The organism is Acinetobacter sp., assembly GCF_041919735.1.
In the GTDB taxonomy this organism is placed as follows: Bacteria; Pseudomonadota; Gammaproteobacteria; order Pseudomonadales; family Moraxellaceae; genus Acinetobacter.
In genome coordinates, this window is record NZ_JAYRTF010000001.1 from 240,934 (window position 1) to 252,672 (window position 11,739).

11 protein-coding genes and 1 pseudogene are annotated in these 11,739 nt (G+C 47.9%); 7 read left to right on the forward strand and 5 right to left on the reverse strand.

Annotation, left to right across the window (positions count from 1 at the left end; genetic code table 11):
- Entirely contained in the window at positions 1-273 is a 273-nt protein-coding gene (minE, locus tag ACE3T3_RS01045; protein ID WP_374663193.1) for a cell division topological specificity factor MinE, read from the forward strand.
- Between the two features lie 469 nt (positions 274-742).
- A complete protein-coding gene (locus tag ACE3T3_RS01050) occupies positions 743-1,030 on the forward strand; it encodes a PA4642 family protein (protein WP_374663195.1) in 288 nt (95 codons plus the stop codon).
- 77 nt (positions 1,031-1,107) lie between these two features.
- Here ACE3T3_RS01050 and ACE3T3_RS01055 read toward each other — a convergent pair whose 3' ends face one another.
- Complete coding sequence (locus ACE3T3_RS01055; RefSeq protein WP_374663241.1) at positions 1,108-2,010, reverse strand: AEC family transporter; 903 nt, start codon at positions 2,008-2,010, stop codon at positions 1,108-1,110.
- A gap of 127 nt (positions 2,011-2,137) precedes the next feature.
- Here ACE3T3_RS01055 and ACE3T3_RS01060 point away from each other — a divergent pair, with 127 nt between their 5' ends.
- Both ACE3T3_RS01060 and ACE3T3_RS01065 read left to right on the forward strand, forming a co-directional pair.
- A complete protein-coding gene (locus ACE3T3_RS01060; protein WP_374663197.1) occupies positions 2,138-3,025 on the forward strand; it encodes a LysR family transcriptional regulator in 888 nt (295 codons plus the stop codon).
- 356 nt (positions 3,026-3,381) lie between these two features.
- A complete protein-coding gene (locus tag ACE3T3_RS01065; protein ID WP_374663199.1) occupies positions 3,382-3,768 on the forward strand; it encodes a tyrosyl-tRNA synthetase in 387 nt (128 codons plus the stop codon).
- Between the two features lie 68 nt (positions 3,769-3,836).
- Here ACE3T3_RS01065 and ACE3T3_RS01070 read toward each other — a convergent pair whose 3' ends face one another.
- The gene (locus ACE3T3_RS01070) at positions 3,837-6,938 is read right to left on the reverse strand and encodes a DNA translocase FtsK (RefSeq protein WP_374663201.1); all 3,102 of its coding nucleotides are present in this window, start codon (positions 6,936-6,938) and stop codon (positions 3,837-3,839) included.
- Positions 6,939-7,190: 252 nt separating this feature from the next.
- On the opposite strand from ACE3T3_RS01070, the gene trxB reads away from it, so the two are divergent.
- From trxB to ACE3T3_RS01085, 3 genes are all read left to right on the forward strand, one after another.
- Positions 7,191-8,141 carry a thioredoxin-disulfide reductase gene (gene trxB / locus ACE3T3_RS01075; protein WP_374663203.1) on the forward strand — a complete coding sequence of 317 codons (951 nt, stop codon included), beginning with the start codon at positions 7,191-7,193 and terminating at the stop codon, positions 8,139-8,141.
- 118 nt (positions 8,142-8,259) lie between these two features.
- Entirely contained in the window at positions 8,260-8,997 is a 738-nt protein-coding gene (aat, locus tag ACE3T3_RS01080; protein WP_374663243.1) for a leucyl/phenylalanyl-tRNA--protein transferase, read from the forward strand.
- 35 nt (positions 8,998-9,032) lie between these two features.
- Positions 9,033-9,848, forward strand: coding sequence for an arginyltransferase (locus tag ACE3T3_RS01085; RefSeq protein WP_374663205.1), 816 nt, complete (start codon positions 9,033-9,035; stop codon positions 9,846-9,848).
- Positions 9,849-9,905: 57 nt separating this feature from the next.
- Here ACE3T3_RS01085 and rimI read toward each other — a convergent pair whose 3' ends face one another.
- The 3 genes and pseudogenes from rimI to tuf all read right to left on the reverse strand — a co-directional run.
- Positions 9,906-10,364, reverse strand: coding sequence for a ribosomal protein S18-alanine N-acetyltransferase (gene rimI, locus ACE3T3_RS01090; RefSeq protein ID WP_374663207.1), 459 nt, complete (start codon positions 10,362-10,364; stop codon positions 9,906-9,908).
- 155 nt (positions 10,365-10,519) lie between these two features.
- Positions 10,520-11,401, reverse strand: a complete 882-nt coding sequence (locus ACE3T3_RS01095; RefSeq protein ID WP_374663209.1) for a metal-dependent hydrolase — start codon at positions 11,399-11,401, stop codon at positions 10,520-10,522.
- A 212-nt stretch (positions 11,402-11,613) separates the two neighbouring features.
- Positions 11,614-11,739: pseudogene (gene tuf, locus ACE3T3_RS01100) on the reverse strand (elongation factor Tu); the annotation flags it as partial.

The window sequence follows — 11,739 nt, forward strand, 5'->3', positions numbered from 1 at the left end:
ATGGCGGGATTTTGGAGTAAACTTTTCAGCAGCGAGGAAAAACAGTCAAGCGCGCAAACAGCAAAAGACCGTTTAAAAGTTATTGTTGCATCTGAACAAGGTTTGGGCAAACGCTTGAGTCAAGAAAAAATTGACCAAATGAAAAAAGAAATCATGCAGGTCGTGAACCGCTATGTCAGCGGCGTAGACGAACAGCACATTCAAATGTCTGTGCGTTCTGAAGCGAACATTGAAATGCTTGAAATGAATATCAATTTGCCTGAAGAGCGTTAATCTGATTTCTGATTAGTCAAGCAAATTGAATCAAGGCAAAATATGAGCCTAAACAAAGCACTGCTTTGTTTAGGCGCAAGACGAGAAGCTATGCTTCGAAGTGGCCGTATCATTAGGCTCTGCTTTGTTTAGGCGCAAGACGAGAAGCTATGCTTCGAAGTGGCCGTATCATTAGGCTCCGCTTTGTTTAGGCGCAAGACGAGAAGCTATGCTTCGAAGTGGCCGTATCATTAAGCACTGCTTTGTTTAGGTGCAAGACAAGAAGCTGTGCTTCGAAGTGCCTGAATCATTAGGCTCTGCTTTGTTTAGGCGCAAGACAAGAAGCTGTGCTTCGAAGTGCCTGAATCATTAGGCTCTGCTTTGTTCCGGCGCAACACGAGAAGCTGTGCTTCAAAGTGCTTTAAGACTTTGCGGCTTGCGCACTCAAATTTTGCTTTTTTATTTTCAAAAGAATACCAAGGAGATTGCGATGGCATTATCCCAACCCGCGACGTTTAACGAAGAATGGTCTGATGAGCGCGTATTTGCCTACTTGAATCAGCTGCCTCCTGAAGGCGTAAATGCTGATTTTCATGTACTTTATCATGCGTTCAAACACATGCGCCCCAATGATTATGAGCGCCTGCTGACTCGATTCGCAGCGGATGGCCGTGATGTCAATGCAACCAATCCTGAAGGTCAGCGCATTCATGATGTGATTGCGCAGTACCCGCGTCAAAGCGAAGGTTTCTTAGAAGTATTGGCTAAATTCGCCTAATCTTCGATTTGCTGTAAAAAAGCCTGCTGATGCAGGCTTTTTTAGCCTTAAAATTCAGCAAATCTAGCAATCGTTCATCAATATAGCAGCCACATCAGCACAGGAAAGCTGGCGGTAAAACACAAGGTCTGCAAGCTGATCACACCTGCCATCAATTGGCTGTCGCCTTGAAAATAGCGCGTCAAAATATAGGCCGCAGATGCCGTCGGCAAAGCAAAGAATGTCACCACAATTGCGCTTTGCAATGCATCCAATTCAAGCTGCGAACTCACCGCATAAGCCAAGCACGGCATCAGCAGCAGGCGGCCTGCAGTATTCAAAGACAATCGAGTCAAATCATAGCGCAGCTGGTCAAACTGCAGCGCCGCGCCCACCGACAATAGCCCTAAAGGCAGGCTCATCGCGGCTAAAATTTTCAGCAAAGACTGCATGCCGCTGAATAAGCTCAAGCCGGAAAGATTAAATGCAACCCCAGCAGCGCAGCCCAAAATCAGCGGATTTTTCAGAATCGACCAGACCATATTCAGCCCTTGCCCGCGCTGCCCCTGCGCAAAAGACATCACCGACAGCACATTCACCACAGGAATAGCAACCGCGATCAGCATGGCAAACTGCTGCATGCCTGCTGGGCCATACAGCGTCCCCATCAGCGCAAGGCCGATATAGGTATTAAAACGGATGTGGCTTTGCAGATACACGCCAAAGCGCGCAGGCGGAATGCGGTAAATACGCTTCATCATCCATAACATTGCGCTCGCGCTGAAAACCGTAATAAAAAATGCCAGCAGCAGCTGCATGATTTGCTGCACATCCAGCTGCACATCGGCCAGATTGGTAAACAGCAAAATAGGAAAAAGAATGAAGTAATTCAGCTTTTCAGAATTGGCCCAGAACTCATTCTGTACAAACTGCCTGCGTTTTAGCACATAGCCCATGGCAATTAAAATCATCAGCGGAAACAAAGCCATGAACACATTCATCATTTCATCCCTGCACACGCCTTGTGTACTTTTGCCGTCATTCAGCGCACAATATAATCCTCATTTATATTCATATCAAAATGAGTAAATACTCATAACTATGCATCATGACTTAGAAGAAAGAAAGATGACCCTGACTCAACTTGAAGTTTTTGTTTTAGTCGCTGAATATCAAAGCTTTACCGCAGCAGCCAAACAGCTGGGCATTACCCAGTCAGCCGCCTCACATGCCCTCAAATCACTGGAAAAAGATTGGAAAGTCAATTTGCTGATTCGTGAGCAGCATCAAATTGAGTTGACGCATATTGGCCGCCAGCTGCTGTCGCATGCCAAAGAAATGCTCAATACTGCGCAAATCATGCAGCAGGAAATTAATGCATCACACGGCATTCAGCAAGGCACGCTGCGCATTGGATCTTTTGGAGCATCGTCTTCCATTCATTTATTGCCTGAACTCTTGAATGCCTACCGCCTGCGCTATCCCAATATTGAAATTTTTGTCGAAGAAGGCACAGACCACGAGGTTTCGCAGTGGATTCATGAGCGGCGGGTGGATATCGGTTTTGCGGTCCTGCCACGCAGTGATTTGGATACTTATCCGCTGCTGCAAGATATTTTTATTGCGCTGATTCCGAAGTCTTATCCTGTAGCGCAGCAAAGCGCGCTGAATATGCAGGACTTGCAGAATTATCCGTTTATTCTGACCAAAGCCGGCAGTCAGACGCATGTTGAGCAGCTGCTGAAGCAATACCGGATTCAGCCGAAAATCATGTACCAAATGTCGCAGCTGCTGACCATTTTAAATATGGTGAATCTGCAGGAAGGCATTGCCATTGTGGCTGATATGTCGATGACCGCTGAACTGCTGCGGCTGCATCCGAATGTCGTCAAGCGCCCGCTGCTGCCGAATACCCAGCGCCAAATCGGCCTCGCGCTGAAAGATGCCAAATCCGCCAGCCCTGCGGTCAAAGCGTTGATTCAGCTGGCGCAGGAAATGTTCTACTTTCCTCAATAATCAATTCAGCTCACCGTTCTTTTGAATCTGAGATGTCCTGGTTAAAATGAAAAAAGTGGATCATTGCGATTTTTCAGTCTAATATCAGCCGTTTCCATCAATAACATCCTGTTTAAAAGATGAAGCAGCGGACACAGCAGCCGCTCATCAAAAAACAAAAGATCACACTCTTCAACAAAGCCAAAATAAAGACCATGACAACAGCACCCACAGACCATTCCCCGTTTGATCTTCAAATTGCATATGCACATGTAGAAGAGCAGCGCATCATCAGCTTAAACAGATTCCTCTTTTTATCTGTGATTTCTTTCGGCCTTTATCCGATTTGGTGGATTTTTGAAGCTTGGCGCTTCTTTATGCAAAAGGACAAGCTGGATATTATGCCTGCAGCCCGCGCCCTATTGGCTGTATTCTTTATCTATCCGCTGCTGAACCGCATTCAAAACTATGCCAGAGCACATGGCCATCAGGCTCAGTTTTCTTCTGCGCTGATGTGCATCGGCTATATTGGCGGGTCTATGCTGGCTCAACTGCCCGATCCATACTGGCTGATTTCAGTCGCTTCCTGCATCTTCCTTATTCCTCCGTTTCTAGCATTGAACGATGCCAAACAGAATACGCCGGGCTTAAAACTGATTCTGATGCAGAAATTCAGCATGCCGCAGTGGATTTTAATTGCGGTCTGCTCCATCCTTTGGCTGCTGATTCTTGCAGCGATGTTCATATTAGAAACGCCGCAATAAGCGGAACTCATTGCGGCGTGATCATTACTCAAATTTGTACCCCACAATCATCATTGTGCGGCCAGCCATTAAACTAAAATGTCGCGCTTGCCATTGGCTCCCATTGAGCTGACAATGCCGTTTTCTTCCATCTGGTCGATAATGCGGGCAGCGCGGTTATAGCCGAGGCTGAATTTACGCTGCAATGACGAGGTTGACGCTTTACGGGTTTCCAAAACAAAGGAAACGCATTGATCATACAGCGCATCACGGTCTGAACCTCCATCGCCATCGTCAAAGCCGCGTGAAGTCGGCTCTTCATCAAATGGCGTCAAGATTTCATCAACATAGTTCGGATCGCCGCGCTCACGCCATGCATCACAAATCCGGTTCACTTCATCATCCGAAATAAACGCGCCATGCACACGTTCCGGCTCAATTTTGCCCGGACCAAGGAACAGCATATCGCCATGCCCCAGCATGTCCTCTGCGCCGCCTGCATCCAAAATCGTCCGCGAGTCAATTTTTGAGTTCACGCGCAGCGCAACACGGGTTGGAATATTGGCTTTAATCAAGCCAGTAATCACATCCACCGATGGACGCTGAGTCGCCAGCAGCAAATGAATGCCTGCCGCACGCGATTTCTGCGCTAAGCGGGTAATCATTTCTTCGGCCTTTTTACCCACCTGCATAATCATGTCGGCGAACTCATCCGCCACAATCACAATGGATGGCAGCGGCTCTAAGCGCGGCGCACGTTCGCCCACCACAGAATCACTGGCCTTCCATGTCGGATCAATCAGATCTTCGCCATTGGCCAACGCTTCTTCAACTTTTCGGTTGTAGTCGGCCAATTTCCGGATTTTCAGGAAAGACATCAGCTTATAGCGGCGCTCCATCTCATTGACACACCAGTTCAACGCGCTGACCGCATCTTTCATGTCCGTCACGACCGGTGTCAGCAAATGCGGAATATCGTTATAGTTCGCCAATTCCAGCTGTTTCGGGTCAATTAAGATTAAACGCAGCTGATCTGGGGTGTATTTCAGCAGCATCGATAAAATCATCGAGTTCACCGCAACCGATTTACCGGAACCGGTGGTTCCTGCAACCAGCATATGCGGCGCTTTGCCTAAGTCTGCAATCACCGGATTGCCGGAAATGTCTTTACCCATCGCCATCGACAGCAAGCCCGTTGGATCACGGTAAGCAGGCGATTCCAGCAGCTCAATCAGCCGCACCATTTCACGCGCGCTGTTCGGCACTTCAATGCCGATATACGGTTTGCCCGGAATCACTTCCACCACACGCACCGAAGCCATAGACATGGAACGCGCCAAATCTTTGGAGATATTGGTCACTTTTGATGCCTTCACACCCGGCGCCAAATCCAGCTCAAAACGGGTGACGACTGGGCCCGGCTGGGCTTCCATCACTTTGGCTTTGACGTTGAATTCCTGCAGTTTAATTTCCAGCAGTTCAGATAGGCGCGCCAGCTGTTCAGCAGTGAAGTTCACTTTCTTATTTAGATCAACACGGTCCAGTAAATCCCAGCCCGGTAAAGTCGGTAAATCTAAACGTTTTTTCGCCACCTGCATAGAACGCGACATCGGCCGGCCCATGGCATCGGTCAGCGGCGCATCCAAGTCAAATTCATCGTCATCATCCAAAAATTCATCCGCAGGCTTGCCGGCCGTATCTTGCCATGCATCACGGAATGCATCTTTATTGGATGAAATAAGGTTTTTTTCATCCTCCGACACATACGATTCCGGCGCCGCTGCCGGCTGGCTGAAATGGGTCTGGATTTCAGCTTTCACCAATGGCGAAGATTGCGCATAGCTGCTTGCAGTACGCGGCGCAGGTGCCGGTTCAGCAAGGTCTGGCGCTTCAGCGTCATCCACCAGCAAATCGTCCAGGCCTTCAAACTCTGCATCGAAAGCGGCTTTAGGCGCGGCCGCTAAAACAGCTGCTGATGCGGCAACTGGCGCAGCATTGTCTAAAATATGCAGGGCCGCTGCCGAAGACGGCGCTGTTTCTGCCGCATGGCTGAATGGCGTATGCACATCTGTTGCTGTTTTGCTGTTCGGCACAGCCGCCAGCAGCTCATCAAAGATTTCATCATCATCCCAATCCATACTTTTCGGTTTTTGCGCAGGCGCCGCTTCAAATTCTGCCTGCGGGTGAACCACATGCTGAAAATGCCCAGCGGCATTGTCCGGCTGATCTTCTTCTGCCGCTTTCAGCAAGGCATCAATATCCTGCTTGTGGCGCTGATCTTCATTGGAGTTCAATGCGCGCCAAACTTCGCCTGTCGCTACAACACGCTGGCTGTCCTGCTCTAATAAGCGGTGCGCTTTCTGCAAAGTACGCTCAAACTCATCATCCGACTCAGCGGGCTCTTCTGGCGCAGCTTCTGACTGCTGAGCCGCAGTCCACTCTTTGTGCGCGATATCTTCAAATAAGCGTTCAGCCGCACGGTCACGCACAGCCGGATCAATCGCGGCTTCATGGTGTTCTGGCGCGGCAGTCACGGCAGCGGCTTTGGCAGGCGCAGCAACCACAGTTTCTTTTTTCACTTGCGGCGCTGTGCGGTCAAAGGCCGATTCTGATTCAGGCACATTGCGGTAAAACAGATCCTGCAAATAGGCCGGCGCCGCTTTTAACGTCGCCCACGTGCGGTTCCATTTAATGCCAAAGGCCAAGGTCAGCAATAAAATTAAAAATGCCAGCAGCAAAGGCACAGCCCCATACACAGTCAGCAGGTTTTCCAAACTGCCGCCCAGTTCATAGCCGATGATGCCGCCAGAAGAATTGTCCAGCGTATCTGCAGGCACTTCCCACAATAAAAACAGCAGGCTTGCGCTGGCCAGCAGAATAAAAAATTGCGCGGCATAACGGAAAGGACGGTTCAGAAAACTGCGCGGCCACCAGACTTGTATGGCTTCAGCAAAAAAATACACAGGAATCAGCAGGCTGGCCCAGCCTAAAAAACCGAATAGCAGGTCTGCAATCCATGCGCCAGCCACACCGCTTGCATTTGACACTTGAAACGTATCGCTGGAAATATGCATCCAGCCGGGGTCAAAGGGGGTGTATGTCACTGTTGCCAGGAACAGATAGATCCCAAACGAGACTAAAAATAATGTCATTACTAAGCGCTGTGCATAAGCACTCGACACCGCTGTCATATACTGTCCTGTAGCCAATTCTTTGTGAATGTTCTTGTTTGCTGTTGTGCTTCAAAAAGCCGTGCAATAACGCATTATTATGCACCTGTTCCTTAAAAAAAGATGCAATATTATTGATGCATGTTGTTAACTTCAGGCTATATAGCTGAAATCGATTTCAATGATCAATAATATCGTCTTTAATCACACACAACAGCCAGATACTTTCACGTATAATTTCACAAATTTCTATATAAAAAAAGGATGCCGCGGATGAGCGCCCGTCACTCACGTTTGATTATTCTTGGTTCAGGCCCTGCCGGCTACAGCGCAGCGGTATATGCTGCCCGTGCCAACTTGAAGCCGACTCTCATTGCCGGCCTGCAATTAGGCGGTCAATTGACCACAACCACTGAAGTGGACAACTGGCCAGGCGATGCGCATGGCTTAACCGGCCCTGCCCTGATGGAACGCATGCAGGAACACGCCGAGCGCTTCGGCACTGAAATTGTGTATGATCATATCAATGAAGTTGATTTGAGCGTCCGTCCATTTGTGCTGAAAGGCGATATGGAAGAGTTCACTTGCGATGCGCTGATCATTGCAACTGGCGCAACTGCGCAGTATTTAGGCCTTGAATCTGAAGCGGCTTTCATGGGCCAAGGCGTAAGCGCTTGCGCAACCTGTGACGGTTTCTTCTACAAGAACCAAAAAGTGATGGTGGTGGGCGGCGGCAATACTGCGGTTGAAGAAGCGCTGTACCTGTCAAATATTGCTTCTCACGTGACTTTGGTTCACCGCCGCAACTCGCTGCGTTCTGAAAAAATTCTGCAGGACCATCTCTTTGAAAAGGAGAAAGAAGGCAAAATCAGCATTATCTGGAATCACCAAGTTGATGAAGTTTTGGGCGATGCTCAATCTGGCGTAACATCTGTACGCTTAAAATCGACTCAAGATGATTCAACGCAAAATGTTGACGTGACCGGCATGTTCGTCGCTATTGGTCATAAGCCGAACAGCACCATGTTTGCAGGCCAGCTGGAACTTCGTGACGGCTATATTCAAGTGCAAAGCGGCACTGCCGGCAATGCGACTCAAACCTCTGTAGCTGGCGTTTATGCTGCAGGCGATATTGCCGACAGCATTTACCGTCAAGCGATCACCTCTGCAGGTTCAGGCTGCATGGCGGCGCTGGATGCCGAAAAATATTTAGATGCGCTTTAAAGCTTAAAGCCTCTAAGTCATGAATTAAAAAAACCGCCTTTCGAGGCGGTTTTTTTATGCATCGGCCTATTTTTAGGTATCATCCTCAATACTGCTTACTTTAAACCATGCCCTCATGATGCAAATTTTGCCGCCGTCAGAATATACCTTTCCCGATCCTGCCGAAGCCGATCCCGATGGGCAGGGTTTAATTTGCATCGGTGCTGACCTCTCCCCTTCCACGCTGTTTGAAGCCTATACACATGGCTTATTTCCATGGTTTTCTGAAAATGATCCGATTTGCTGGTGGAGCCCTGAACCGCGCTGCATCATCCGTCCGCAGGATTACCGCCCCAGCAAGTCACTGATCCGCAATATGAAAAAACTGGATTACACCATTACGGTGAATCAGGACTTTGAAAGGGTGATCCGCTCCTGTTCCCTGCCCCGCAGCTATGCCGATGAAACCTGGATCAGTGAAGATATTATTTATGCCTACTGCCAGATGTTCGATGCCGGCTACGGCTACAGCATCGAAGTCTGGGATCAGGGCAAAGTGGTCGGCGGCTTGTATGGCCTTGCCATTGGCCATGGCTGTTTTGGTGAATCGATGTTCAGCACGCAGACCGACGTTTCAAAAATGGCGTTTTACACTTTGATGCTGCTGGGCCGCGAAAACAATTTGCCTTGGATTGACTGCCAGCTGGTGAATGACCATTTGCTGAGCCTTGGCGCTTGCACACTTTCTCGCCATGAATACCTTAATTCGTTACAAGATGTAATAAAACAGCCTGCTATAGATTGGAAAAAGTATCAGGACAGTGTATTTTCAAGTAAAACAATAGCAGAAACTGCTCAGCTCTTTGGAATAACATGAGCTGCCCCACACAATAATAGCGAGGGATATTTGACATGAATTCATATCACCCAAAATCCCTATTGAATGAATTGCAGTATTACATCACGCCGCCGCATGACTGCAGCTATCTGGAAAACAAGTCTGCGCGCATGGTGTTTTTAGATCCGGTTCACCGCATTGATGTCGTCACCCTGTCCGAATTGTCGCGCATGGGATTCCGCCGCAGCGGAGATTTTGTCTACCGTCCGGAATGCCATCTCTGCCGGCAATGCCTGTCCTCACGCGTGCCTGTGCATCATTTCAAAATGAACAGCAAGCAGAAAAAAGCCTGGAAACGCAATCAGGATCTGACCCTAAAAATCAGCCGCCCGCAGGACGCCACAGAGATGCACTATGCGCTGTATGAGTGCTATATCAATGAACGCCATGCAGATGGCGACATGTATCCGCCCAGCCATGATCAATTTGAAAAATTCCTGATTCACAGCTGCACCGACAGTTTCTTTTTAGAATTGTGGGAAGATGACCGGCTCATCTGCGTATCCACCTGTGACCCTTTAGACGACGGCCTTTCTGCGGTATATACTTTTTTTGATCCCGATGAAAGCCGCCGTTCGCTCGGAGTTTTCGCCATCCTGAAGCAAATTGAATATGCGAAAAATTTGGATCTCAAATACATCTACTTAGGCTATTGGGTTCCGCACTCCAATAAGATGAACTACAAATCGGAGTATATTCCGCTGGAGCTTTTATTGGATGGGCAATGGCGCCGCTTGAACCGCACGCTGACAGCAGATGAAATCGCCCAGCTGGGGGATTCCCTGATGACCACCCTGCCGTCGGGCTGGAACAACCCGATTATCAAATAAAAAAAGCATAGGCTGAATTCTCAGCACTATGCTTGAATAACTTTTGCAATAAATGGCTTATTTAAACAATGCCGCAAAATCATCACTGCAGGCCTTCACCATAATGATGGCATGCTCACGTGTCCCGTCTGGATTTGGGTAATAATTTTTACGCAAATCAATTTGATGAAAATCTGACTTCTCATACAGCTTAATCGCCGCAGTATTGCCTTCACGCACTTCTAAGAAAATTTGGACTGGATTATTTTTCAGCATCGCAATCGATGCGTCCAGCAGCTGATAACCCAAACCATTGCCCTGCTGACTCGGATGAATTGCCATCAGCAGCAAATTCGCCTCATCCAATACCGGCTGTAAAATGCAAAAGCCCTGAACTTTGCCATTCAGCTCAATCACCGTACTTTGATAGGTGTCCACAGCATCTGCAAACTGCTTGCTGCTCCACGGATGGCTTTGCACACATTTTTCAATTTCAGCCACAGAAATCACATCTGCAGCAGTCATCAAACGAATCATCTTCGTTTATCTTTTTTCATGATAGGAATGAGGCATTATAGAAACTTTCCTAAAAAAATCGAGCAAAAAAAAGAGCGATTTTCATCGCTCAAGAGTCAAAAGAAATCACAGCGCTTATCCATTAAAATGGATCAAAATCCTGCAGCATCAAATGATCAAAAACCGAGTTTTTCTTTCCAATGCATCAGCAGCTGATCGGTATCTAAATCATTCGGATGAAAGCCTGGACGGAAATATTCAACCATTTCACGCCACATCCCTGTGATCACCCCTTTAGAAGGGCTGTAGCCATAAGTATAAATATCTTTTAAGTTTTTAAAATTCAATTGTTTATCATCTTGCAGCAGGCGAAGCACAAAGTAGCTTTGCACAAAAAACAAGGTGACCATTGCGCCCGCCAGAGATCCTGTGCGCAGCAGATACGCTTTTGGCCCTTTGCCAAAGACGCCTTCAAACACATCATAAGCCACGGCTTTATGTTCATTTTCTTCAATCGCATGCCAAAGCCACATGGTTTTCATGGTTTCATCGGTCATCAAGGCTTGAATATGCGGATTGGTCAGCAGCTGGGAGGCAATAGTTGCCGTGAAGTGCTCAAGCGCGGTTGTCGCGGTTAAATCCACCATTTCCTGCGTAATGCCGACTGGCTTGCTGATAAAGGCGAAGGTTTTACGGGTACGCTGAATCACGCGGTCGGTCATGCGGTCTAAACGCTCGACATCATGGCCATATTTTTGCGCCGAAGCATTAAAGCCGACATGCTCTTGGGTATGCATGGCCTCTTGGCCAATGAAAGCGCTGATTTCTTTTTGCAGCGCATCATTGTCCTTAATCGCCGGATGCTGGCGCACAGCGCGCACGCTGTCGATAAAGAATTTTTCACCTGCAGGAAATAAAGCAGACAAGCCGGTCATGAAATGGGTTAAACCCGCTGAGCCATTCATCCAATATTCCGGCACAGAATCAAAATCAAAATTCATGCGGCGGACTGGGAAACTGGCGCCGGCACGATTGGTAATTTTCACTTTAGCATTCATCTTACTGCTCCTTTTAAGCGTTCATCCGCTTAAAACTTATATTTGTTTTCATTTTTTTATATTACGTTTTTCTTTGAATTCTTTCAGTGCAGTTAAGGACAGCTAATTATCAGTTAAGGACAGCTTAAAGCATTATTGTCTAACAATTTTTGACAATAAAAGCCCATAAAAAAAGCGCCCCGATGGGACGCTTTTTTTCACACATTCAGTGATTATGCAGTAACTTTAGAAACTACACCAGCACCAACTGTACGGCCGCCTTCACGGATCGCGAAGCGTAAGCCAGCGTCCATAGCGATCGGGTGGATAAGCTCTACTGACATTTCTACGTTGTCACC

Excerpts from the sequence above, each read along its gene's own strand:
- ACE3T3_RS01070 (WP_374663201.1), bottom strand. The coding sequence starts at position 6,938 with ATGACAGCGGTGTCGAGTGCTTATGCACAGCGCTTAGTAATGACATTA.
- ACE3T3_RS01065 (WP_374663199.1), top strand. The coding sequence starts at position 3,382 with ATGCAAAAGGACAAGCTGGATATTATGCCTGCAGCCCGCGCCCTATTG.
- ACE3T3_RS01055 (WP_374663241.1), bottom strand. The coding sequence starts at position 2,010 with ATGAATGTGTTCATGGCTTTGTTTCCGCTGATGATTTTAATTGCCATG.
- trxB (WP_374663203.1), top strand. The coding sequence starts at position 7,191 with ATGAGCGCCCGTCACTCACGTTTGATTATTCTTGGTTCAGGCCCTGCC.
- rimI (WP_374663207.1), bottom strand. The coding sequence starts at position 10,364 with ATGATTCGTTTGATGACTGCTGCAGATGTGATTTCTGTGGCTGAAATT.
- ACE3T3_RS01050 (WP_374663195.1), top strand. The coding sequence starts at position 743 with ATGGCATTATCCCAACCCGCGACGTTTAACGAAGAATGGTCTGATGAG.
- ACE3T3_RS01085 (WP_374663205.1), top strand. The coding sequence starts at position 9,033 with ATGAATTCATATCACCCAAAATCCCTATTGAATGAATTGCAGTATTAC.
- minE (WP_374663193.1), top strand. The coding sequence starts at position 1 with ATGGCGGGATTTTGGAGTAAACTTTTCAGCAGCGAGGAAAAACAGTCA.
- aat (WP_374663243.1), top strand. The coding sequence starts at position 8,260 with ATGCAAATTTTGCCGCCGTCAGAATATACCTTTCCCGATCCTGCCGAA.
- ACE3T3_RS01060 (WP_374663197.1), top strand. The coding sequence starts at position 2,138 with ATGACCCTGACTCAACTTGAAGTTTTTGTTTTAGTCGCTGAATATCAA.
- ACE3T3_RS01095 (WP_374663209.1), bottom strand. The coding sequence starts at position 11,401 with ATGAATGCTAAAGTGAAAATTACCAATCGTGCCGGCGCCAGTTTCCCA.